Below are 21,993 nucleotides of genomic sequence, written 5' to 3'. Positions count from 1 at the left end.
CCCGACACCCATGATCGACCTCGACGATATCGACCACCAGATCCTGCGCGCCCTTGCACAAGACGCCACCCTCTCCGCCGGGGCCCTTGGTCGCCGCCTCAACCTCAGCCAACCCGCCACCTGGCGCCGCATCAAGCGCCTGCACGACTCCGGCGCGATCAAGGGTCGCCGCCTTGTACTGGACCGCGACAAGCTCGGCTTCGGCGTCACCGTCTTTCTGGGCGTCAAACTGGCCACCAAGGGCCGCGTCAGCCTCGAGGATTTCGAGCGCGTCGTCACCGCCATCCCCGAGGTCCAGACCGTCGAGCACATCCTCGGCATCTACGACTACCGCCTGAAGATCGTCGCCCGCGACATCTCTGACTTCGAGCGCGTCCTGCGCCGCCGCATCATGGCCCTTCCCGGCGTCGGCAACGTCGAGGCGAACGTCATGCTCTCCGAAGAACGCCGCCCCGGTCCGCTCTGACCCTGTATGCGACGGTAGACTTGGACAAGCCCGCCAAACCGCGCTACCCCTATCCCAAATTTGGGAGAGAACACATGCCTGCACTGCTCGATACCGTCGATCCCGACGGCCTTTTGGAATTTTCCGTCGTCTTCACCGACCGCTCGCTGAACCACATGTCCGCCACCTTCCAGCAGGTGATGCGCGACATATCGGGCATGCTGAAAGAGGTCTACCACGCCGATGGTGTCGCCCTCGTCCCCGGCGGCGGCTCCTACGCGATGGAGGCCGTCGCCCGCCAGTTCGGCCATGACGCCCACGCGCTGATCGTGCGCAACGGCTGGTTCTCCTATCGCTGGAGCCAGATCTTCGAGGCAGGCAATTTCGCCGCCCAGACCACCGTTTTCAAGGCCCGCCAAACCGGCAACGGCGCGCAATCCCCCTTCGCTCCGGCCCCGATCGAGGAAGTGACCCAAGCCATCCGCGAGGCCAAGCCCGACGTCGTCTTCGCCCCCCATGTCGAAACCAGCGCCGGTCTGATCCTGCCCGACGACTACATCACCGCCCTGGCCACAGCGGCGCATGAGGTCGGCGCCCTGATGGTGCTCGACTGCATCGCCTCGGGCTGCGCCTGGGTCGACATGACCAAAACCGGCGTCGACGTGCTGATCTCGGCCCCGCAAAAGGGCTGGTCTGCCTCCCCCTCGGCAGGTCTGGTGATGATGTCGCAACGCGCGCTCGACCGTCTGCCCAACACCCAGTCCGACAGCTTCGCCATCGACCTGAAGAAATGGCACGCGATCATGCAGGCCTATGAAAACGGCGGCCACGCCTACCACGCCACCATGCCCACCGACGCCCTGCGCGCCTTCCGCGACACCATGCAGGAAACCCGCGCCTACGGCTTCTCCCGCCTGCGGGCCGCGCAATGGCAGCTGGGCGACGGCGTCCGCGCCATGCTGGCCGCCAAGGGCGTGACCTCGGTCGCCGCCGAAGGCTTCGGAGCCCCCGGCGTGGTCGTCAGCTACACCACCGACCCCGAGATCCAGAACGGCAAGAAATTCGCGGCCCTCGGCATGCAGATCGCCGCCGGCGTCCCGCTCGCCTGCGACGAGCCCGAAGGCTTCATGACCTTCCGCCTCGGCCTGTTCGGGCTCGACAAACTTTACGATGTGCCCGCCACGCTCAACCGCCTGAAAACGGTCATCGACCAAGTCCTCTGAGATCAACAAAGCCCGCCCCAGACACCGGGACGGGCTTCTTCTTTTTCCAAATATCCCGGGGTGAATGGCCGCAGGCCAGAGGGGCAGCGCCCCTTTTACCCCTTCGTCCCCAGTCCCAGCTGCATCATGGTCTTGCGCACCGGCGCCAGCGAGTAGATCGCGTTCAGCCCCGCCGCGCGCAGATCGCGCAACGGCCGCGCCTCCATCATCGAGGCGCGGTTCAGCACGTCGATCCCCGCCACCCGTGCGCGCACTTCCATGTGACGCTTGCGGTGATAGGCCTCCAGCATTTGCGCATCGCCCAGCCGCTCGGGGGCGGCCTCTGCCAGCTCCAGCAGCACGCGCATATCGCCCAGCGACATGTTCAGCCCCTGCGCTCCGATCGGCGGCACCACATGAGCGGCCTCGGCCACCAGCGCCACGCGCTCGGCATACATGCGTTCGGCATACTGGCTGATGATCGGCCACACCGTCCGGCGCGAGGCCAGCGTCAGCGGTCCGAACAGCCCGCAGGAGCGTTCGTTCATCGCCGTCTCGAACTCGGCCTCGGGCAGCTCGGCCAGCCGCAGCACCTCGGGCCCGCGCTCCATCCACACAATGGCCGAGGAGGGCAGACCGTTGTAATCGGGCAGGGGCACCAGCGTGAACGGCCCGCCCGAGCGGTGAATCTCGGTAGACACATTCTCATGCGGAATCGGATGGGTGACGGCAAAGGCCAGCGCCTTTTGACCGTAGCGGATGGTCTTCACCTTCACGCCCGCCGCCTCGCGCACTGGCGAGTTTCGCCCGTCCGCCGCGATCACCAGCCGTGCGCGCACCATCGTGCCGTCGCTCAGGCCAACGCGGGCTTCGGCTTCGCGGGTGAACAGGCTGGCGGTGCCGGTGCCGGGGCGAAACTCGACATTGGGCATCTCGGCCAGTCGCGCCACCATTTCCCGGCGCAGCAGCCAGTTGGGCAGGTTCCAGCCAAACGGCCGCTCGGAAATGTCTGAGGCATTGAAATCCTTGACGATTCTCGGCTCGGGCACCGCGCCGCCTGCATCCACGATCCGCATGATCTGCAACGGCGCGGCATAGGCGTCCAGACGCTGCCACAGGCCCGCGCGCTCTAGCAGAGCCTGCGCGGGTTGCAAAAACGCCGTCGTCCGCAGGTCGGAACCGGCGGCGTCACGCTCTGTCACAGGGGGGGTCGGGTCCACGCACAGGACCGAGAAACCGGCCGATCCGAACACGGCCGCGGCGGTCAACCCGGCGACGCCGCCGCCGGAGACCAGGATATCAACGTCTTGGGTGCTCATCTGGAATGCCTCCTGCGCGGCAACCTAGTGCCAAACAGGGGGGCATTCCAAGCGGCATCCTGTCATCCCCGAGAGATGATGATCAGCAGCACATACATCACCGGCACCAGCGCCAGCGCGGGGATGTACAGACCGGGCACACCAAAGAAGAACACCGAGGCACCCCAGGCGACCAGCGCCAGCAGGGTCGCCAGCAGGAGGATCGTATCGGGCGAGGATGTCTTGGTTTCGGTTGCGGGGGCGTTGGTGGCGTCGATCGCGGTCATGTCGTTATCCTGTTAAATGAGGGTAAAGAGCCATTTAACATTCACGTTTGCGAATTTAATGAGCCGGATTGCCGCACTGCGGCAAGCGGACGCGATCACAAATGCGTCAGCGCAGACGGGTCAGGAAATCAGCCAGGTCGTCGGTGTGGTGGTGGATATGCTCGGCCTGATGCGGGGCGGGGGCGACGTGCACCGTCCGCATCCCCATTGCATGGGGGGCGGCCAGGTTGCGCGGGTCGTCCTCGAACATGGCGGCGCGGGTCGGGTCCAGCCCGTCGGCCTCGAATATCTTGCGAAATGCGTCGGGTTGCGGCTTGGGGATAAACCCAGCGTTTTCAACGCCGTATACCGCATCGAACAGCCCGTCCAGCCCGCGCGCCTCTAGCACCCGCCGCGCATAGGGTGCGCTGCCGTTGGTGTAGACGATCTTGCGCCCCGGCAGGGCGGTGATCGCCGCGGCAAGGGCGCTGTCGGGTTCCAGATGCGACAGGCTGATCTGGTGCACCTCGTCCAGATAGGGCAGCGGGTCCACGTCATGCTCGTGCATCAGCCCGGCCAGCGTGGTGCCGTAGGTCTGCCAATAGTGTTGCCGCAGGTGGTTCGCGCGGGCCTGATCCACGCCCAAGGACCGCATCACATAGGCCGTCATGCGCTGTTCGATCTGGTCGAACAGGCGCGCGCGGGGCGGGTAAAGCGTGTTGTCCAGGTCGAAAACCCAGAAAGTGACGTGACTGAAAGCTTCCTTTGGCATGATCCGACGCTAGATTGCCGCGACGAAAGGCGCAAGAAGCTGGGCTTGATCGCAGGCGAAACACGGGCTTACTGTGACCGGATGCGAATGGGGATGGGAAAAGGAACAGGCGGTGCAGAAAGACGCATATACGCTGATACTCGAAGCAATCGACGAAGGAACATACCGTCCGGGTGATCGCTTGGTCGAAAGCGAGCTGGCCGACCGGTTCGGTGTGTCGCGGACTCCGATCCGCGAGGCGCTGCAGCGGCTTGAGACACAATCCCTTCTGGCGCGCGACGGGCGCAGCCTGATCGTGGCCTCGCTGGATCACAACCAGCTGTCCGAGCTTTACGTCGTGCGCGCCGAGCTGGAGGGTCTGGCCGCTCGTCTGGCCGCCCGCCACGCCACCCCCGAGGAGGTGCGCGTTCTGTCCGAGATGGTTGAGGAAGACGCGGCGTTGCTGGGCAATCCGCATGCGCTGTCGCGGGCGAACCGGCGGTTCCACAAGCAGATTCATCTGGCCTCGCACAACCGCTACCTGGTGCAGCAGCTGGACCTGGTGCATCGCTCGATGGCGTTGATGGCGACGACCTCGCTGGCGGCCGAAGGGCGCGGCGAGGTGGCGCTGGCCGAGCACACCGCCATCGTCGACGCGATCCGCACCCATAACGAGGATCGCGCCTATGAGGCGCTGAAAGACCACATTTCAAAGGCTTTCATCACCCGGCTGAAGCTGGACGCCTCGAACGCCTGAGCCGGGCAGCGACAGGCCGTGGTTGGTCTTGTCCCAGTAGAACGGGGCAAAGACCAGCTCGTACAGCGCCTTGTACGCGGCCAGAACGCCCAGCGGGAAATACAGGTGCAGGCTGGGAATCCACAGCAGCAGGTGGCGATGCGCGGGGCCTGACACCGCCAGAGTCGCCGCCAGCATCGCGCAGATCTCGACCGTAAAGAACATGCCCCCCATCGCGGCGATCAGCCCCGAGGGGACGACCGCGCTCAGCGGGTGATAGGCACCCAGCACGATCAGCCACATCGACCACAGCAGCGGCGCCAGCAGGAATTGCGACAGCGCCGTGATGAAATGCGCCTGAAAGCCCAGGAATTTCCACGCCCCCAATTGCCGGAACAGCCGCGCGGGGCGGCGCATGTGGACCATGTAGGTGACCATGTACCCCTTCAGCCAGCGCGAGCGTTGCTTGACCCAGGGCACCGTCCGGCAGTTCGCCTCTTCGCGGGTCGTGGTGTGCAGCATCTCGGTCCGGTAGCCGTGGCGCGCCAGACGGAACCCCAGATCGGCGTCTTCGGTCACGTTATGGGCGTCCCAGCCGCCCAGCTGTTCCAGCGGGGCGCGGCGGAAATACAGCGTGGTGCCGCCCAGCGGGATGGCAAAGCCCAGCCGCGCCAGCCCCGGCATCATCACCCGGAACCACGTCGCGTATTCGATGGTGAAACAGCGCGCGAGCCAGTTCTGCCGCGCGTTGTAATAGTCCAGCACGCCCTGCAGGCAGACCAGATCGTCGGGCGCGGCCATGAAGCGCGCGGCGACCTTGTCCAGCTGATCCGGCTCGGGCGCGTCCTCGGCGTCGAAAATGCCGATGATGTCACCCCGGCAGAAATCCAGCGCATAGTTCATCGCGCGCGGTTTCGTGCGGGGCTGGCCGTCCGGCACCACGACGACGCGCATCCAGTGCGGCAGTGTCGAGGCGGCGATCGCCTCTTGCGTCAGGGTGTCGGTTTCCTCCAGCACCAGCACCACGTCCAGCAGCGCCTTGGGATAGCTCAGCCGCTCCAGCCGTTTCAGCAGCACCGTCGCCACCTCGGTCTCGCGGAACAGCGGCACCAGCACAGAGATGCGCGGGCGTTTCTGACCGGGCTGCAAGGGCGGATCGGGGGGCGGGGCAGGGGCCGTGACATGGGCCACCATCGCCGCCAGTTTCAGCGCGCCCGCGACGACCAGCGTGAACCCGGCCCACAGCGTCAGCAGGCTGAACACCCATTCGGGCTGCCAGATCGTCAACATCAACGCGCAAAGCAGCGTCAGGCCGGTCAACAGGATGCGCAGGCGCGTGACGCCCTCCCATCCGCGACAGCTTTCAGAGGCGGGGGGGCGGGCCTGCGCCTGTTGGGTCAGCGCCGGGCGACCCAGCCGGGCCAGTGCGGCCTGCACCTCGGCCTGCGTGGCGATCACGGGCTGGATTACACCCCAATCGACGGGCAATCCCGCCATCTGCCGGTCGAACCGTTCAGCCCGGGCGGTGGCGACCAGCGTCACGCCGCCATCACGTCCCAGCGGCAGCACCGACAGGTGCAGGCAGGTCAGCAGGCCCGCCTGTTCGACCATCGTCGCGTCGGGGCGCATCATGTCGGGCGAAAACCGCGGCGCGCCCAGCCAGTCCGCCGCCCAATCGGCCGCGCTTTCCGCGCTCAGGATGCCACGGGCGATCAGGACATCGCTCAGCTCGGCCTCCATGCTGGCCAGGTCCGCCCGCGCGCGCAGCATCTGCGCCGAGGACAGCACGCCTGCGTCCATCAGGAACTGCCCGAAAGACCTGTGCGCTGCGCTGCGTAAAGGAGCCCGATCCTGAAATGACAACGGCACCCTCCTGACCCGAATGTCCGGAGAGTGCCGTACGAGGTGTTAACGTCTGGTTAAGACCCGTTAATCAGGCCTTACGCGCGGCCATATCCGCCGCGAAACGCTCGAACAGGTAGAAGCTGTCCTGCGGGCCGGGGCTGGCCTCGGGGTGGTGCTGCACGCTGAACACCGGGCGCCCGTCCATCGCGATGCCGCAGTTCGAGCCGTCAAACAGCGACACGTGGGTCTCGCTGACGCCGGCGGGCAGGCTTTGAGCATCCACCGCGAAACCGTGGTTCATCGAGGTGATCTCGACCTTGCCGGTGGTCACGTCCTTGACGGGGTGGTTGGCGCCGTGGTGGCCGTGGTTCATCTTGATGGTCTTGCCGCCAACGGCCAGCGCCAGCATCTGGTGGCCCAGGCAGATGCCAAAGACCGGCAGATCCGCCGCCAGCACGCCCTGGATCATCGGCACGGCATATTTGCCGGTCGCTGCGGGGTCGCCGGGGCCGTTCGACAGGAACACGCCATCGGGGTTGTGCGACAGCACCTCCTCGGCGGTGGCCGAGGCGGGCAGCACGATCACGTCGCAGCCGACCGAGGCCAGGCAGCGCAGGATGTTGCGCTTGGCGCCGAAATCGACGGCGACGACCTTGTGTTTGGGCTCGCTCAGGCGGGTGTAGCCCGCGGGCCAGGCCCACCGCATTTCATCCCAGCGATAGGATTGCGCGCAGGTGACGTCCTTGGCCAGGTCCAGCCCGACCAGACCGGGGAAGGAGCGTGCCTTGGCGACCAGCGCCTCGATGTCGAAATTACCCTCGGGATCATGCGCCAGTGCCACGTGCGGCGCACCGGCCTGACGGATCGCGCGGGTCAGGCGGCGGGTGTCCACGCCACCGATCGCGATACGGCCACGACGGGCCATCCAATCGGTCAGACGCTCGGCCGCGCGCCAGTTGCTGGGCTCGGTCGGGTCCCACTTCACCACCATGCCCTCGGCCACCGGATCGCCGGTTTCGTCATCGTCGGGGTTCACGCCGACATTGCCAATATGCGGGAAGGTAAAGGTCACGATCTGGCCCGCGTAGGACGGGTCGGTCATGATTTCCTGGTACCCGGTCATCGCGGTGTTGAAGCACAGCTCGGCGGTGGTGACGCCGGTCGCGCCGAACCCGGTGCCGTAGAAGATCGACCCATCGGAAAGGACAAGGCAGGCAGTCGGTCGGGTAGAGGGCGTCTGGGCCATGGCTTGGTGCTCCTGATGGGGGACAAATTGGCGGGGTTCTACGGCTCGGGGCGGATGGGGTCAAGGGCGGATGCCCCTGAAAACGTGGCTTTGACGGGCCAGAAAAACAAGCCCGTTGACGTGACGACAGCGCAACTTGCCTGATCCGCCCGGATTGAGTAGGGTCCGCCGTCAATGCACACCCTAGGGGATGGGACCATATGCAACTCCGAGACCGGATCAACACGGCCCTGAAACAGGCCATGAAGGACAAGGACGCCGCGCGCCTGTCCACTCTGCGCCTGATCAACGCCGCCATCAAGGATCGCGATATCGCAGCCCGTGGGGATGGGCGCGATGACGGAGTCGATGACAGCGAAGTTCTGGCCATTCTTGGTAAAATGGTGAAGCAGCGCCAGGAAAGCGCGCGCACCTACGAAGAGGGCGGCCGTCTGGACCTGGCCGAACGGGAACTGGCCGAAGTCCCGGTGATCGAGGATTTCCTGCCGCGCCAGCTGAGCGCCGACGAGGTGACCGCCGCCGTGGACGCCGCGATTGCCGCAATCGGGGCCAGCTCGATTCGCGACATGGGCAAGGTCATGGGCGAGCTGAAGGGCAAATACACCGGCCAGATGGATTTCGGCGCGGTCGGCCCGCTGGTCAAGGATCGCCTGTCGGCCTGATCTGCGCCGGATACGGTGACCAAGGGGCCCTTCGGGGCCCTTTTTATTTGCGGTGGCTGCGGATGAAGTCGGCCAGCTCGCCGTGCAGGGCCTTGCGTTCGTCCTCGGACAGGAAGCTGCCGATCTCGACCAGGCGGCCGTTGCCGGCCAGCGTCAGGTAGAACGGCACCGGGCCGCCCTGAACGTGCATCTCGACCCGGGTCCAGTAGACGTTGCACTCCCAGCTTTGCGCCTCGCCCTTGGCAGGGACGTGTCGCAGCTCCAGCATGTCGTCGGGGCGCAGGGTCAGCGTCTCCAGGATCTCGGCGTCGCGATAGGACCTCTCCAGCCCCCACCACAGCGCGCCCACCATCGCCAGGATGAACGGCAACAGCCCCCACAGGAACACCGTCCCGATCAACCCGTACAGCGGCACCGTCCCCAGTACGAAGGCCAGCAGGATCATCGCCGCAAAGCCCCGGCGCGGCAGTGACCTGTGCGGCCACAGCCGCAGCTGCGGGGCGTTGGTGCTGTCCTCGGTGGTCCACTGATACGGCATGGGCGCTTTCTGCTGCTTTCATAAAAAAGCAGGCCCCGGATCATCTCCGGGGCCTGCGGTATTTCGGATCAGGCTGTGGCGCTTAGTGCGCGTGGCCCTTGTCCCAGTCTTCCTGCTTGGGCAGCGTTTCGAACGTATGTTCGGGCGGCGGCGAGGGCAGGGTCCATTCCAGGGTATCCGCGTATTCGTTCCAGTAGTTGTTCTCGGTGACGCGCTTGCCCTTCAGCAGGGTGTAGATCACGATACCGAAGAACAGCACGAACGAGGCGAAGGACAGGAACGCACCCATCGACGAGATCTTGTTCCAGTAGGCGAAGGCCTCGGGATAGTCGATGTAGCGGCGCGGCATGCCCTGGCGACCCAGGAAGTGCTGCGGGAAGAACGTCAGGTTGACGCCGATGAAGAACATCCAGAAGTGCAGCTTGCCGAAGAACTCGGGGTACTGACGGCCCGACATCTTGCCCAGATAGAAGTAAATCCCGGCAAAGATGGTAAAGGCCGCACCCATCGACATGGTGTAGTGGAAGTGCGCCACGACGTAGTAGGTGTCGTGATATGCGCGGTCCACGCCAGCCTGGCTCAGGACGATCCCGGTCACGCCACCGATGGTGAACAGCACCAGGAAGCCGAAGGCGAACAGCATCGGGGTCTTGAACTCGATCGAGCCGCCCCACAGCGTTGCAATCCACGAGAAGATCTTAACGCCGGTCGGAACCGCGATGACCATCGTGGCCAGCATGAAGTAGGACTGCTGGGTCAGCGACATGCCAACGGTGTACATGTGGTGCGCCCACACGACAAAGCCCAGTGCGCCGATCGCGATCAGTGCCCACACCATCGGCAGGTAACCGAAGACCGGCTTGCGTGCGAAGGTGGCGAACACGTGGCTGACCAGGCCAAAGCCGGGCAGGATCACGATGTACACTTCGGGGTGACCGAAGAACCACAGGATGTGCTGGTACAGGATCGGGTCGCCGCCACCAGCGGGGTCAAAGAAGGTGGTGCCGAAGTTACGGTCGGTCAGCAGCATGGTGATTGCGCCTGCCAGAACCGGCAGCGACAGCAGGATCAGCCACGAGGTGACGAAGATCGACCACGAGAACAGCGGAACCTTGAACAGGGTCATGCCGGGGGCACGCATGTTAAGGAAGGTGGTGATCATGTTGATCGCGCCCAGGATCGACGAAGCACCCGAAACGTGCACCGCGAAGATCGCCAGGTCCATCGACATGCCGCCTTCGGTGGTCGACAGCGGCGGGTACAGAACCCAGCCCACGCCCGACCCCAGCTGACCGTTGCCACCGGGGCTCAGCAGCGAGGCGACGCCCAGCGAGGTGCCTGCGAAATACAGCCAGAACGACAGGTTGTTCATGCGCGGGAACGCCATGTCCGGCGCGCCGATCTGCAGCGGCATGAAGTAGTTGCCGAAGCCGCCGAACAGGGCGGGGATCACGACGAAGAACATCATCAGAACGCCGTGATAGGTGATCATGACGTTCCAGAGGTGACCGTTCGGGGTACATTCGCCGGCGGCAGCGGCGGTAAAGCGCGCGCCTTCCAGGCACATGTACTGCACGCCGGGCTCCATCAGCTCGAGGCGCATGTAAACGGTGAAACAAACAGAGACCAGGCCGACGAGTGCCGACGTGATCAGGTAAAGGATACCGATATCCTTGTGGTTCGTGGACATGAACCAGCGGGTGAAGAACCCGCGCTCATCGTGATGTCCGTGGCCGTGGATGGCTGCGTCTGCCATACTCTGTGCCTCCTGTTGGTGTGTTGAAAGGCGCAGAGAGAGTGACTCCCTGCGCCCGCGGTCCAATTCCGGTTTTAGAATGCCGCGCGGATGGCGGCAATTGCTGAATTTGATCTAGGTCAAATAATTTTGTCGCACCCTGTTGAAATTCCGGTTGCTTTGCCGGGGCTGCATACCGTCCGGGCCGTTGCTGCGGGGTGCCGTACGGTTTTCGGCGCGAATCGTACGAAATCATGCATTTCCCAGACATGAAAACGGCGCGCGGTGGTGTGCCGCGCGCCGTTTCTGATCTTGCTGAGGGCCGAGGATTACTCGGACTTCGGACCGACCGATGCCAGGTAGGCCGCGACATCTTCGCCGCCTTTTTTCAGCTTGAAGGTCATCTTCGACTTGTCGCCCAGGAAGGCTTTGGGGTCGACGACGAACTCAGCGATTTTTGCCTCGTCCCACACGAAATCGGCAGCAGCCAGCGCCTTGGAATATTTGAAGCCGTCGACTTTGCCTGCAGTGTGGCCAACAACGCCATACAGGTTCGGGCCGGTCTTGCCGCCCTTCTGGATCTCGGTGCCATCGGGTGCCACGATCATGTGGCAGGATTTGCATTTCTTGAACAGGTCTTCGCCCTTTGCGGCGTCGCCGGCGATGGCGGGTGCGGCCAGGGCCAGCAGGGCGGCGGAAGCGATCAGTGCGATTTTCATTAGCTTTCCTCTGTGTCGGTTGGGGTTAGACGTTGACCGTATATCTACTGCACCCAAGCTCAGGGGCAACAGTCGTTTCTCCGGCAGAATTGTCGCACTTCGGGAAAATGCGCGGGTTTGCGGGGCTTTTTCGGCGATTTGATGCCGAGGGGACTTCTGCTTTGCGGCTTGCCGATGTAGGCGAGGGAACCATATCAAACAGATCAGGAGGACGCCATGACGACCAAGGTATTCATTGACGGCGAAGCCGGAACCACGGGGTTGCAGATCCGTGACCGCCTGATCTCGCGCCCGGACATCCAGTTGGTGCAGGTTGATCCCGCGCGGAGGAAAGAGGATTCCGCCCGGTACGAGGCTTTTGCCGAGGCCGACGTGGCGATCCTGTGCCTGCCCGACGATGCGGCCAAGGCTGCCGTCGCGCTGTCTGCCGATCTGAAGGTGCGGATCATCGACGCCTCGACCGCGCACCGGGTCAATCCCGATTGGGCCTTTGGCCTGCCCGAGCTGTCGGCCGCCCAGGCCGAGCGGATCAAGTCTGCGCGCTATGTCGCCAATCCGGGCTGCTACTCGACCGGCGCAATCGCGCTGCTGGCCCCGCTGGTTGCGGCGGGTCAGATTCCGGCCGATTTCCCGATCACCATCAACGCCGTGTCGGGCTATACCGGCGGCGGCAAGGCGATGATCGGCGAGTATGAGGACGGCACCGCGCCTGCGCATTTCGTCTATGCCACCGGCCAGAAGCACAAGCACCTGCCGGAGATCGTGAAATACGCCGGCCTGTCGGTGACGCCGATCTTTGTCCCCGCCGTGGGCAATTTCGCGCAAGGCATGGCCGTGCAGATCCCGCTGCACCTGTCCTCGCTGGGCACCGGGGCAACCATGCAGTCGCTGCATGATGCGCTGTCGGCCCATTATGGCACCGGCGGCAACATCCGCGTCATGCCGATCGAGGATCAGGACAGCCGCATCGTGCCGACCGAGCTGAACGACACCAATTTCCTGAACATCTCGGTGCGCGGCGACGCGGCCACCGGGCGCGTGGTTCTGATCGCGGTGCTGGATAACCTGGGAAAGGGCGCTTCGGGCGCTGCCGTCCAGAACCTGGACCTGATGATCGGCGCCTGAGCGCGCTGACCGAAACAGCCCGTCAGGGCGGGCGAGGGGGCTTACCCCTCGCCGAACACTTTCTCGAACGTTACGCGCAGCGCGACGTCCAGATCGCCCATTTCGACCGGTAATCCCAGATCGACCAGGCTGGTGACGCCATGCTCGGTGATGCCGCAGGGCACGATGCCGGAAAAATGGCTCAGGTCCGGCTCCACGTTGATCGAGATCCCGTGGAAGCTGACCCATTTGCGCAGTCGGATGCCAATCGCCGCGATCTTGTCCTCTTGCGGTTTGCCGTCGAACCGCAGCGGACGGTCATTGCGCACGACCCAGACGCCGACGCGGCCCTCGCGGATTTCGCCCTTCACGTTGAACTGGTCCAGCGTGGCGATCACCCATTCCTCTAGCTGCTGCACGAACTTGCGCACGTCATGCCCGCGCTTGGCCACGTCCAGCATCACATAGACCACCCGCTGCCCCGGCCCGTGATAGGTGTACTGCCCGCCGCGTTTGGACGGGTAGACCGGAAAGCGGTCGGGGTCTGTCAGGTCCGCAGGCTTGGCCGAGGTGCCAGCGGTGTAGAGCGGCGGATGCTCGACCAGCCAGATGCATTCGTCCGACTCACCTGCATGAATTGCAGCCGCGCGGGCCTCCATGAAGGCGACGGCGTCGTCATATCCGGTCAGGCCCTCTGTCGTAATCCACTCGACCATGTGTGTTTTTCCGTTCCAGCCCTACAAATGCAGGAGGCAGCAGGGCGTTTTTTGTCGCCCGTCCGAAAGGTCTGGGCTACGCTGATTCCATTGTTTCACTTTATAAGGAGCGCAAGGGATGATTTCCAAGACGCTTAAAACCACCTTGGCGGCAGCTTTGGTCCTGACCTCTATGACTGCCCCTGTCTTTGCAGATAATCTTGGCGCGGCGATTGTCGGCGGTCTGATTGGCGGGGTCATCGTCAACGAGGCCAACAAGAACAAGCGACGCACTTATACCAACAACGCCAACTCGGTCACCCGACAGCAGAACCGCGAGGTGCAGACCTCGTTGAACTATTTCGGGTTTCCAGCGGGCACCGCAGATGGCGTGATGGGGTCGCGGTCGCGTCAGGCCGTTGCGAACTATCAGGCATTCATGGGCTATCCGGCCACCGGCCAGCTGACCCAGTACGAGCGTGACTTCCTGGTTTCGTCCTACAACCGCGCGCAGATCGGCGGCCCGCAGGTCATCAAGGCGATGCAGGGCCCGCAGGGCGTGCGCGGCGTGCTGATCGTCTGGCGTGACGAGGCGCAGGGCACCCGTACCGCAGGCTATTCCACCGGCTACGGCGGCCTGCCGATCGAAGTCAGCAATGCGATTGACGAGATCGCCTCCAGCACCGAACCCAGCGCCGAGCAGCTGATGCAGCGGTCGGGCTTCATGCAGCTGGCGGATATGAACAATGACGGCAAGAACGACTACATCCTGGATACCTCGGTGTCGGGCAGCTCGTTCTGGTGCGGCGCGTCGCATTGCACCGTGATGGTCTTTGCCTCGGCGCCCGAAGGCTATCGCCGCATTGATTTCCAGGCGCGCGGCGTGACCCCGGCCAGCTTCAGCTGCCATCTGACCACCTGTTCGCTGCGCGAGCAGGGCACGATGACAGCCGCAGCGCCGGCCCAACCCGCGCCGATGCAGCCCGCCGCGCCGTCCACCGTGATGGCGTCGGGGCAGTCCGGCGGCATGGCGACGATCAAGCCGTTCAACATGGCCCCGAGCGAGCCGCCGCAGGCGTCGCTGGCCAGCCATTGCAGCAAGGTCAGCCTGCTGACCAATTCCAATGGCGGTTTCATGACCGTGTCGAACCTGCGTGATCCCGACCTGGCCCTGTCCGAGCAGTTCTGCCTGACCCGGACCTATGCCATCGGCACCGGCGAGGCGATGGCCGCCAAGGTGCAAGGCGCCAGCCAGGCCCAGATCGACACGCAATGCGACGCGTTCGGCCCGGCGCTGCAGCCCTATGTCGACAGCTTGGGCAGCTCGGACGCGATGTCCCTGAAGGGCGACGTGCAGAAGTTCGTTCTGGGCTCGAACATGTCGATCCAGCAACTGGCTGCGACCGCGCGCATCTGCCTCTACTCGGGCTATCGCCGCGACAAGATGGACGTGGCGCTGGGATCGGCCCTGCTGATGGTCGGCGTCGGCCAGACCCCCTATGCCGAACTGGTGGGTCACCACCTGTCGCAAGGCTTTGGCGCCCCGCAATCGGCGCAACTGGCACAGCCCTGGTATGACATGGCGCTGCAGGCGCTGGACAGCGGTGTGGAGCCCGTCTTTGCCCCCGGCCAGCCCGAGCGGATGGACGTGATCCGCGCGGCCTCGGCGGCGCTGAACGGTGGCGGTCTGCCGACGGCCAGCCCGGCCTCGACCCTGCCCACCTTCAAGATGGAATAACCGCAGGATACATCAAAGAAAGGGCCGGTCACTGACCGGCCCTTTTGCTTTGGCCGATCCGCGAAATTGCCCCTTCACAACCGCGCCGCCCTCGTCTATACGCGCCCCACTACCTGATCACGTGCGGCCGTGGCGGAATTGGTAGACGCGCAGCGTTGAGGTCGCTGTTCTTTAACCGGAGTGGAAGTTCGAGTCTTCTCGGCCGCACCAACTTTCCAAGAAAGTTGTTTTATTACGGGATCTTACTCGGTTGAGATCTATTTCGTCCACCCATGAACCCACCTTGTAAGCCCCACTAAGGCTAGTTGCCGGTGTTAATTGGCAGAGGAAGGCAACTTACGTAAAAGTTGGTTGTCCATGCCTGTTGATTTCCGCTGAGAAGTGACCCGGTATTTTCACCGAGATTTGACCCACCCTTATTGTTTATCAGCGGTTATGTTGTGGTCAAAGTCGTCGTCTTCTTTCGTTTTTTCTTTGCCGCCTCGGAGCTGGCCTTGAAGCGATAACTGTCGTCGCCGGTTTCGAGGATGTGGCAACGGTGTGTGAGCCGGTCGAGCAGCTCACTGGTCATCTTGGCATCGCCAAATACCTGCGCCGATTCCGAGAAGCTGAGCAAGGTGAAGCCTACGAGCCCGATGTGCAGGTCCATTGGCGTAAGGAATGCTCCACATACTGCCTCGCTCCGACCAGGCACAGACGAGAGGAAATCCCCTACCGGATCTTCGAACAGGTCTTCAGCAAGGACGTGAAAGGCCTGCCTCTGGGGCAGCGCGTGGCAGAAGAGATCATGGACACCGCTTCGTCGAGGAAGCCTGAATTTGACGATCTCGCGGTGGAGATCGGATTGAACAACAGATCGGGAGACGACGCCCGAAAGTTTCTTGAGAGCGAGCCAGCGGATGTCAGCCTGCTTCAGTTGAAAGATCTGCTGTCCAAGCAGACGCTTCGAATGGTCGAGAAACTTGCCGCGCCCGCCGTCGAGAGAGTCGAGAACCCCCTGATCAAGCTATCGAAGGTTGCAGGAGATTTCCGAGAAAGGAACGCTATTGAGGATGGCGATTACAGGATCGAGCTGCGGATCGGCGCCGTCGCCGGCGATCAACATGCCTCAACCATCGGGCTCTTTGCCTTCCTGTACGGACGATCTCTAATCGAAATCCGGAACTCTCTGGCAGATGGGATTGGATCGGTTTCCCTCGATATCGATGAGCGCCTGACGAGGCAAAGCCCTGTCCCCCCGCTCAAGAAGGAGATCGATCCTGACGCCGAGACCTCGGATGCCGCGTCTTCGGAGGAGGACGAGGGAACCGTCTGGCTGCCCGTTCCGCTCGAGTTCGTTCTCGTGAATGGAGAAGAAGGCTCGGAGATCGACAGCGAGTTGGCCGTCGAGTGGCTGCCTGATGATCTGGCTTACATTGCGCTTTTCTGGATTTCAGTCTGCGGGGAGGACAGAGTAGCCGTCACCGCTGAGCACCATGCACCCTCGAACCGGGGTGGCGAGGCTTGGATTGAGGAAGTGGCTCATCGTGTTCTGCCATTTGAGAATGGCAGCGCGCGGCCACTCCCAGAGGATGTCCTCCAGCATCCAATCATTAATCGATTGGTGGAAATCCGATCAGGGTTCCGGGATGAGGCGGGCAAGGATGGTCTCTCCTCTGAATTGCTGAACAACGTGTTTGATCAGTGGTCGGCGTTGCTAGCAGAGGCGCGCAGGGCCTTTATCCCGGACGGCGACGTCCCAGCCGGCATGATAGAGTTTCTGAATGCTGATTGCGTGCAGGGTTTCGACGGTGACCGAGTGCTCATGCTTCAGTCACACCCCCTTAAGCTCAGGTGGATTGCCGCCTACCTTTCGAAGTCATCTCAGCTGGCCGCGGATGCTATCGACGGCACTCTGCGTCTGAACGAGCAGAATGAGGCGCTGTATCTGAATTGGATCCAGGGGCTTTCGCCTCACCAGCAGCCCTCGATCCACTCTGCGGCTGATGGACATATTCTCTTCGCGGACGGCGAACGCGGTTGGACGGAGAACTTTCAGAGAGCAGCCTCGTCAGGAGGTACGGCTTCGGGCGATAGGATACACTCCAGCCTCGTCGCGGAAATTGTCCGACAGATAACGGCATACCTTCATGCCCATCCCTACAAGGCCGACGGTCTTAGAATTCTTGTTGTGACTGGCGGAGCAAGTGCGCTTCCGGCAGATATCGTCCAGGGCGTAAGGAAGGGTGAATTCAAGAACCTTGCGATGACGATAGAACTCGTCGCGCCGAAAAGTTGCTGGGATGGCATAGAAAGCAGGCACTTCTTGCCACGGCATCGCGGGGATATGTTTGCGTTTTTGCCGGGACTTTCCGAGCAATGCCCTCGCCTTGGCGGTTGCTTGCAGATCAACTTCCAATCCCATGGCCGCAGCGTAGTTCATGACGATACCCAATCGGCTCATCGCCTTGTTTGCGGTCTCACCTTTGCTGTGCCAGATCGGCGCTAGGGTGTTCTTGATGTCTTGTTGGTCGATCTCTTCAATCGGTACTTTTCCCAGCCTCGGCAATACGTGGAGCGCAAGTGGGGAAAACCAACGACCGGCCTTGCCATCATTCTTCAACTCGGCTTTGCGGGCCTCGTATGCTTCTTCGGCAACCGACGCCAGCGTGTGATTGACTTTTGCTGCCTCCCTGAGCAGACGCTGTCGCTCTTTGATCGGGTCTTTGCCTTCACGCACCACGGCACGCCATCGTTCCGCGCTGTCGCGGGCTTCTTTAAGGCTGACCTCGGACAGGGAGCCAAGCCCCATTTCCCGACGCCTTCCGTGGATTTGAACCCGGAGGAACCATTGGCCACCGCCATCGGTACGCTTGTGAAGCCACAGCCCACCTCCGTCATTGAATTTACCGGGAGGAAGGGCTTTCACCTTCAGCGCGGTTAGTTTGTTAAGCGCGGGCACCCGTCCACCTCTGTATCCACCTCAATTGCTGGGACAGAGTGAAACAAGTAGAAACAAAAGGAAACAAAAAATACACCTAAGTAGTTGAAAAAATGTGAAAATATCTGAATAGGTGAAACACACGGAAACAGCCACGAATAGGCGCGTTCAAGTCTTCAAAGCATCTCGGCCGCACCATCTCACCCCCTGATTTGGGTGGACATTTCCCGACATTCCCCGTCTTTTGCCTGCATCTGACCCCTTCAGAGCGGAACCCGAATGTCTTGGCGCGACGACCCCGAATTCAATCGGACAATGGATGCGATCTACGCGTCGTTCATGCGGCGCAAACCGCGCCTTGAGGGGCGGCATGACCGTGAAATCCGCGATCCGGCGCTGATCCTGACCATCGCGGCAGAGCTGGATCTGCTGCCGCCGCCCGAGCGCACTGTCCGCATCACCGGCTCGAAAGGGAAAGGGACCACCTCGCGCATGATTGCGCGGCTGGTCGAACAGGCGACGGGGCAGCGAGCCGGCCTGATGGTTTCACCCGAAGAGATCGAGCATAACGACCGCATGCGTGTGAATGGCGTCGCCCCGACAAAGGCCGAGTTCATCGCGCTGTTCGACCGCCTGCGCCCCGCGTTGGAGCGGGCCGAAGCGCGGTTAGCGGGCGACCAGTACCTGTCGCCGTTCGGGGTGTTCCTGCTGATGTCGCTATTGCATTTCCGCGATCAACAGGTCGATTGGGTGATCCTCGAAGGGGGGCGCGGCGCTGCGTATGACGAGGTTGGGCATATCCCCTCGCGCGTGGCCGTCGTCACCTCGATCATGTTGGAACACCCGGCAAGTCTGGGACCAACGGTCGAGGATGTGGCTGCGAACAAGCTGTTTGCCGGCGCATTGAGTCCGCGATTGGTCTGCCCCGAGGATGTGTCCGCCTGGAACGACCGTCTGGGTGTGGTGCCCGCAGACCGCGTCGTCGTGGTCACCCCGGCGGAAAGCCAACCGCTGCTGCCGGATTGGATCGTGCAGGATCAGGCGCTGGCCCATCGCGCGGCCTGCGAACTGCTGGGGCGCGAGATTGCCCCGACCGATGTCACCGGCCAGTCGGCTGCTTTCGGGCAGCTCGGGCAGGGGGTGTATTTCGACGCCTGCATCAACGCGGCTTCTCTGGATCGCGGGTTCCTGTCCCAACTGACTGCAAGCCAACAGGTGGTTTTCGTGGTCTCGCTGCCGGATGACAAGGATGCCTCCGGAATCACCGGCTACATCAGCCATCACCTGCACGCGCCTTTCCACGAGATCGCCCTGACCGGCACACGCGGCTATCTGCACTATGATCGCGCGCTGGCCGAAGGGCGCGTCGCCGCCCAGATCCACTATGAAGACGCCGCAGAACTGACCCGTGTCGCGACCGCGCTGAAACAGCGTCACGCAGCCCAGACCCTGTACTTCATCGGCACGCAAACCTTCATCCGGCTGGTCAAGCACGCCTACCAACCCTCGGCCGCTGTGACCTAGCGTCGTTTTTTCAAACACCCCCGTTTCCCGCTTTCTTTCGGCCTCGGGCCGTGGTGTATTTGGTGTGGAATGAAATTCTGCAATGAGGAATGAGGGAGAGAGATGGACTTCGGGATCAGGGAGGAGAACCGAAAGCTGCTGGATCGCGTCGCCGCGATGGTGCGGGACGAGATCGCGCCGCTGGCAGAAGAATACGAGAAAGAAGTCGCCACCGGCGACCGCTGGCAGTTCACCGCGCGCCAGACGGAAATCCTGGAGACGCTGAAGGCCAAGGCCAAAGCCGAAGGGTTGTGGAACTTCTTTCTCACCGACAGTGACAAGGGCTTTGGCCTGACCACCGTCGAATACGCCTACTTCGCCGAGGAAATGGGCAAGTCGCCGCTGGGCGCCGAGGTGTTCAACTGCTCGGCCCCCGACACGGGCAACATGGAAGTGTTCGAGCGGTACGGATCGGAAGCCATGAAAAAACAATGGCTTGAGCCGCTTCTGGCCGGCCAGATCCGTTCGGCCTATTGCATGACCGAGCCCGATGTCGCCTCGTCCGACGCCACGAATATCTCGATGTCCTGCGTGCTGGACGGCAACGAATACGTGCTGAACGGCGAAAAATGGTGGGCTTCGGGGGCGGGCGATCCGCGCTGCAAGGTCTACATCGTCATGGTGAAAACCGGCGGGGACGAGCTGCCGAAACACAAGCAGCACTCGATGGTCGTGGTCCCGGCCGGCACCCCCGGCATCGAAATCCTGCGCCCGATGGAAGTCTACGGCCAGGACGACGCGCCGCATGGCCACATGCATATGCGCTTCACCAACGTGCGGATTCCAAAGGAAAACCTGCTGCTCGGCGAAGGCCGCGGCTTCGAGATTTCGCAAGGCCGCCTTGGACCGGGCCGCATCCACCACTGCATGCGCGCCATCGGTCAGGCCGAAGCGGCGCTGGAGCTGCTGTGCAAACGCGCCCTCTCGCGCGAGGCTTTTGGTAAGCAAATCGCGCACTTGGGCGCGAATTACGACATCATCGCCGAATGCCGGATGGAGATCGAACAGGCCCGCCTGCTGTGCCTGAAAGCCGCCTGGTACATGGATCAGGGCGACGCGCGCGCCGCGGCTCCGTGGATCTCGATGATCAAGACCGTGGCCCCGCGCATGGCGCTGAAAGTCATCGACGAAGCGGCACAAATCTATGGTGCCCAAGGGGTTAGCCAGGACACGCCGCTGGCCCATGCCTGGACCCACGTGCGCACCCTGCGCCTGGCGGATGGCCCTGACGCGGTGCACCGCCGCCAGATCGCCCGCACCGAGCTGCGCAAATACACGCAGCAGAAAGTCTGAAAAAGGGGCCTCCGGGCCCCTTCTTCACCTCTGCTTAACCCGCAGAATCGCCAGATTTTCCCAAAAAAACGTACGCTTCTTTCTGAACGAAATACTCTGGGGGTTTGGGGGTGAAACCCCCATCCAAACCAACCCTGCGCGCGCAGCGCACCGCCTTATTCGACCGGTTCGAACCCTTCGATCAACTGCCGCAATCCCAACGCCGCGCCAGCGAAGATCGCAAGGAAGGTCACGGGCGCCGAAAACGCCAGCATGGAAAACGCGCTCAACCCCTGGCCGATGGTGCAGCCCAGGGCCAGCACGGCGCCGACGCCCATCAGGGCGGCTCCGGTGATCTGGCGACGCAGCTCGCGCGGGTCTTCGCAGGCTTCCCAGCGGAAATGGCCCTTGATCAGCGATCCGACGAAGGCCCCCAGGATCACGCCCACGACCGAGCCAACCGCAAAGGACGGGGCCCGCGCCGAGGCGGTCATGAAATACAGCAGGCTTTCGCCCACCGGGGCCGAGAAGCTGTGCGAGACCACCGGCACCGGGGTGAAGCCGGTCGAGGCGACCCAGTAGCTGCCCGCCCAGCCCGTGGTGATGGCGAGGCCGACAACCGCCGACCAGAAGATGCTCTGCCAATCGCCCAGGAATCCGCGCGAGGCCAGCGCCCCCAGCACGATCAGCGTGCCGATGGCCAGGCCCATCGTGTTGATGGACATCCCCGTCCAGCTGCCCAGCAGATGCGCCAGGCCCGGGGGCATGTCATTCACGACGTCGTTTTGCGGAAAGATCATCACGCGCAGCGAGGCCAGCGGGCCGGACAGCACCACGTAGGCCGACACGCCCATCACCAGCACGATGACGAAGGCGCGCAGGTCGCCGCCGCCCAGACGCGCGATGGAGCCGTAGCCGCAGTTGCCTGCCAGCGCCATGCCGTAGCCGAAGATCAGCCCGCCGAGGATCGAGGCAAAGGGCATCCAGCGGATCGACAGGTAGTAGGATTTGCCGGTGTCCAGAAACCCCAGCGCCGACAGGCCAAAGCTGCCCATGACCGCGACGCCGATGGCCAGCGCCCACATCCGCATCCGCCGGTCCGAGCCGCCGTAGAGCAGATCCTCGATCGCGCCCATCGTGCAGAAGCGGCCCAGCCGCGCGGCAAGGCCCAAAAGCAGGCCGCCGAACAGGCCCACAAAGGCCACAAGCATTTCGTCGCTCAGGATTTCCCGCATCCCCCGACTCCTCCCAGTATTCG

20 protein-coding genes, 1 tRNA gene and 1 pseudogene are annotated in these 21,993 nt (G+C 63.2%); 9 read left to right on the top strand and 13 right to left on the bottom strand.

Annotated elements, in window-relative coordinates; all coding sequences use genetic code 11:
* The first annotated feature begins 10 nt into the window (after positions 1–10).
* Together E7681_RS04030 and E7681_RS04025 are read left to right on the top strand one after the other, a co-directional pair.
* A complete protein-coding gene (locus E7681_RS04030; RefSeq protein ID WP_136337995.1) occupies positions 11–466 on the top strand; it encodes an Lrp/AsnC family transcriptional regulator in 456 nt (151 codons plus the stop codon).
* A 74-nt stretch (positions 467–540) separates the two neighbouring features.
* On the top strand, positions 541–1,668 hold the full coding sequence (locus tag E7681_RS04025) for an aminotransferase class V-fold PLP-dependent enzyme (protein ID WP_136337994.1): 1,128 nt from the start codon (positions 541–543) through the stop codon (positions 1,666–1,668).
* Between the two features lie 95 nt (positions 1,669–1,763).
* Here E7681_RS04025 and E7681_RS04020 read toward each other — a convergent pair whose 3' ends face one another.
* The 3 genes from E7681_RS04020 to E7681_RS04010 form a co-directional block, all read right to left on the bottom strand.
* Entirely contained in the window at positions 1,764–2,966 is a 1,203-nt protein-coding gene (locus E7681_RS04020; RefSeq protein WP_136337993.1) for a UbiH/UbiF family hydroxylase, read from the bottom strand.
* A gap of 62 nt (positions 2,967–3,028) precedes the next feature.
* Positions 3,029–3,232: a hypothetical protein gene (locus E7681_RS04015; RefSeq protein WP_136337992.1), complete on the bottom strand. Its 204-nt coding sequence runs from the start codon at positions 3,230–3,232 to the stop codon at positions 3,029–3,031.
* A gap of 106 nt (positions 3,233–3,338) precedes the next feature.
* A complete protein-coding gene (locus E7681_RS04010) occupies positions 3,339–3,983 on the bottom strand; it encodes a pyrimidine 5'-nucleotidase (protein ID WP_136337991.1) in 645 nt (214 codons plus the stop codon).
* A gap of 112 nt (positions 3,984–4,095) precedes the next feature.
* Here E7681_RS04010 and E7681_RS04005 point away from each other — a divergent pair, with 112 nt between their 5' ends.
* Positions 4,096–4,719 (top strand): GntR family transcriptional regulator, encoded by a 624-nt coding sequence (locus E7681_RS04005; RefSeq protein ID WP_136337990.1) that lies wholly within the window; start codon positions 4,096–4,098, stop codon positions 4,717–4,719.
* On the opposite strand, the gene E7681_RS04000 is transcribed toward E7681_RS04005, so the two are convergent.
* Both E7681_RS04000 and carA read right to left on the bottom strand, forming a co-directional pair.
* Positions 4,672–6,498, bottom strand: coding sequence for a glycosyltransferase (locus E7681_RS04000; protein WP_136337989.1), 1,827 nt, complete (start codon positions 6,496–6,498; stop codon positions 4,672–4,674). The two genes, E7681_RS04005 and E7681_RS04000, sit on opposite strands and share 48 nt — an antisense overlap.
* A gap of 133 nt (positions 6,499–6,631) precedes the next feature.
* A complete protein-coding gene (gene carA / locus E7681_RS03995; protein ID WP_136337988.1) occupies positions 6,632–7,789 on the bottom strand; it encodes a glutamine-hydrolyzing carbamoyl-phosphate synthase small subunit in 1,158 nt (385 codons plus the stop codon).
* A gap of 200 nt (positions 7,790–7,989) precedes the next feature.
* On the opposite strand from carA, the gene E7681_RS03990 reads away from it, so the two are divergent.
* Positions 7,990–8,451 carry a GatB/YqeY domain-containing protein gene (locus E7681_RS03990; protein WP_136337987.1) on the top strand — a complete coding sequence of 154 codons (462 nt, stop codon included), beginning with the start codon at positions 7,990–7,992 and terminating at the stop codon, positions 8,449–8,451.
* A 43-nt stretch (positions 8,452–8,494) separates the two neighbouring features.
* Here E7681_RS03990 and E7681_RS03985 read toward each other — a convergent pair whose 3' ends face one another.
* From E7681_RS03985 to E7681_RS03975, 3 genes are all read right to left on the bottom strand, one after another.
* Positions 8,495–8,989, bottom strand: a complete 495-nt coding sequence (locus E7681_RS03985; protein ID WP_136337986.1) for a DUF2244 domain-containing protein — start codon at positions 8,987–8,989, stop codon at positions 8,495–8,497.
* Positions 8,990–9,071: 82 nt separating this feature from the next.
* A complete protein-coding gene (locus tag E7681_RS03980; RefSeq protein ID WP_136337985.1) occupies positions 9,072–10,745 on the bottom strand; it encodes a cytochrome c oxidase subunit I in 1,674 nt (557 codons plus the stop codon).
* Positions 10,746–11,053: 308 nt separating this feature from the next.
* Positions 11,054–11,443: a c-type cytochrome gene (locus tag E7681_RS03975; RefSeq protein ID WP_136337984.1), complete on the bottom strand. Its 390-nt coding sequence runs from the start codon at positions 11,441–11,443 to the stop codon at positions 11,054–11,056.
* 216 nt (positions 11,444–11,659) lie between these two features.
* Between E7681_RS03975 and argC the strand changes: the two genes are divergently transcribed.
* Complete coding sequence (argC, locus tag E7681_RS03970; RefSeq protein WP_136337983.1) at positions 11,660–12,568, top strand: N-acetyl-gamma-glutamyl-phosphate reductase; 909 nt, start codon at positions 11,660–11,662, stop codon at positions 12,566–12,568.
* A gap of 41 nt (positions 12,569–12,609) precedes the next feature.
* On the opposite strand, the gene lipB is transcribed toward argC, so the two are convergent.
* The gene (gene lipB / locus E7681_RS03965) at positions 12,610–13,263 is read right to left on the bottom strand and encodes a lipoyl(octanoyl) transferase LipB (RefSeq protein ID WP_136337982.1); all 654 of its coding nucleotides are present in this window, start codon (positions 13,261–13,263) and stop codon (positions 12,610–12,612) included.
* Between the two features lie 118 nt (positions 13,264–13,381).
* Here lipB and E7681_RS03960 point away from each other — a divergent pair, with 118 nt between their 5' ends.
* On the top strand, positions 13,382–14,980 hold the full coding sequence (locus E7681_RS03960) for a peptidoglycan-binding domain-containing protein (RefSeq protein ID WP_136337981.1): 1,599 nt from the start codon (positions 13,382–13,384) through the stop codon (positions 14,978–14,980).
* A gap of 123 nt (positions 14,981–15,103) precedes the next feature.
* A tRNA-Leu gene (locus E7681_RS03955) sits at positions 15,104–15,190 on the top strand.
* Positions 15,191–15,413: 223 nt separating this feature from the next.
* Here E7681_RS03955 and E7681_RS03950 read toward each other — a convergent pair.
* The 3 genes and pseudogenes from E7681_RS03950 to E7681_RS19400 all read right to left on the bottom strand — a co-directional run.
* A pseudogene (locus E7681_RS03950) lies at positions 15,414–15,599 on the bottom strand (ATP-binding protein); the annotation flags it as partial.
* 813 nt (positions 15,600–16,412) lie between these two features.
* A complete protein-coding gene (locus tag E7681_RS19405; protein ID WP_168733155.1) occupies positions 16,413–16,565 on the bottom strand; it encodes a hypothetical protein in 153 nt (50 codons plus the stop codon).
* Between the two features lie 465 nt (positions 16,566–17,030).
* Positions 17,031–17,888 carry a tyrosine-type recombinase/integrase gene (locus E7681_RS19400; RefSeq protein ID WP_425471376.1) on the bottom strand — a complete coding sequence of 286 codons (858 nt, stop codon included), beginning with the start codon at positions 17,886–17,888 and terminating at the stop codon, positions 17,031–17,033.
* Positions 17,889–18,215: 327 nt separating this feature from the next.
* Between E7681_RS19400 and E7681_RS03940 the strand changes: the two genes are divergently transcribed.
* Together E7681_RS03940 and E7681_RS03935 are read left to right on the top strand one after the other, a co-directional pair.
* Entirely contained in the window at positions 18,216–19,424 is a 1,209-nt protein-coding gene (locus tag E7681_RS03940) for a folylpolyglutamate synthase/dihydrofolate synthase family protein (RefSeq protein ID WP_168733154.1), read from the top strand.
* Positions 19,425–19,526: 102 nt separating this feature from the next.
* On the top strand, positions 19,527–20,756 hold the full coding sequence (locus E7681_RS03935; protein ID WP_136337978.1) for an acyl-CoA dehydrogenase family protein: 1,230 nt from the start codon (positions 19,527–19,529) through the stop codon (positions 20,754–20,756).
* Positions 20,757–20,911: 155 nt separating this feature from the next.
* Here E7681_RS03935 and E7681_RS03930 read toward each other — a convergent pair whose 3' ends face one another.
* Positions 20,912–21,970 (bottom strand): YeeE/YedE family protein, encoded by a 1,059-nt coding sequence (locus E7681_RS03930; protein ID WP_136337977.1) that lies wholly within the window; start codon positions 21,968–21,970, stop codon positions 20,912–20,914.
* Positions 21,971–21,993: the final 23 nt, after the last annotated feature.

This window comes from Thalassobius vesicularis (assembly GCF_004799325.1).
In the GTDB taxonomy this organism is placed as follows: Bacteria; Pseudomonadota; Alphaproteobacteria; order Rhodobacterales; family Rhodobacteraceae; genus Thalassobius; species Thalassobius vesicularis.
This window is presented reverse-complemented; position numbering and strand designations above follow the sequence as displayed.

Bases quoted from the DNA above. Each gene is read 5' to 3' on its own strand.
- E7681_RS04015 (WP_136337992.1), bottom strand. From the start codon at position 3,232: ATGACCGCGATCGACGCCACCAACGCCCCCGCAACCGAAACCAAGACA.
- argC (WP_136337983.1), top strand. From the start codon at position 11,660: ATGACGACCAAGGTATTCATTGACGGCGAAGCCGGAACCACGGGGTTG.
- E7681_RS04030 (WP_136337995.1), top strand. From the start codon at position 11: ATGATCGACCTCGACGATATCGACCACCAGATCCTGCGCGCCCTTGCA.
- E7681_RS04010 (WP_136337991.1), bottom strand. From the start codon at position 3,983: ATGCCAAAGGAAGCTTTCAGTCACGTCACTTTCTGGGTTTTCGACCTG.
- E7681_RS04020 (WP_136337993.1), bottom strand. From the start codon at position 2,966: ATGAGCACCCAAGACGTTGATATCCTGGTCTCCGGCGGCGGCGTCGCC.
- E7681_RS03930 (WP_136337977.1), bottom strand. From the start codon at position 21,970: ATGCGGGAAATCCTGAGCGACGAAATGCTTGTGGCCTTTGTGGGCCTG.
- E7681_RS03985 (WP_136337986.1), bottom strand. From the start codon at position 8,989: ATGCCGTATCAGTGGACCACCGAGGACAGCACCAACGCCCCGCAGCTG.
- E7681_RS19405 (WP_168733155.1), bottom strand. From the start codon at position 16,565: ATGCTGGAGGACATCCTCTGGGAGTGGCCGCGCGCTGCCATTCTCAAA.
- E7681_RS03960 (WP_136337981.1), top strand. From the start codon at position 13,382: ATGATTTCCAAGACGCTTAAAACCACCTTGGCGGCAGCTTTGGTCCTG.
- lipB (WP_136337982.1), bottom strand. From the start codon at position 13,263: ATGGTCGAGTGGATTACGACAGAGGGCCTGACCGGATATGACGACGCC.
- E7681_RS03940 (WP_168733154.1), top strand. From the start codon at position 18,216: ATGGATGCGATCTACGCGTCGTTCATGCGGCGCAAACCGCGCCTTGAG.
- E7681_RS04025 (WP_136337994.1), top strand. From the start codon at position 541: ATGCCTGCACTGCTCGATACCGTCGATCCCGACGGCCTTTTGGAATTT.
- E7681_RS03990 (WP_136337987.1), top strand. From the start codon at position 7,990: ATGCAACTCCGAGACCGGATCAACACGGCCCTGAAACAGGCCATGAAG.
- E7681_RS03975 (WP_136337984.1), bottom strand. From the start codon at position 11,443: ATGAAAATCGCACTGATCGCTTCCGCCGCCCTGCTGGCCCTGGCCGCA.
- E7681_RS03980 (WP_136337985.1), bottom strand. From the start codon at position 10,745: ATGGCAGACGCAGCCATCCACGGCCACGGACATCACGATGAGCGCGGG.
- carA (WP_136337988.1), bottom strand. From the start codon at position 7,789: ATGGCCCAGACGCCCTCTACCCGACCGACTGCCTGCCTTGTCCTTTCC.
- E7681_RS03935 (WP_136337978.1), top strand. From the start codon at position 19,527: ATGGACTTCGGGATCAGGGAGGAGAACCGAAAGCTGCTGGATCGCGTC.
- E7681_RS04000 (WP_136337989.1), bottom strand. From the start codon at position 6,498: ATGGACGCAGGCGTGCTGTCCTCGGCGCAGATGCTGCGCGCGCGGGCG.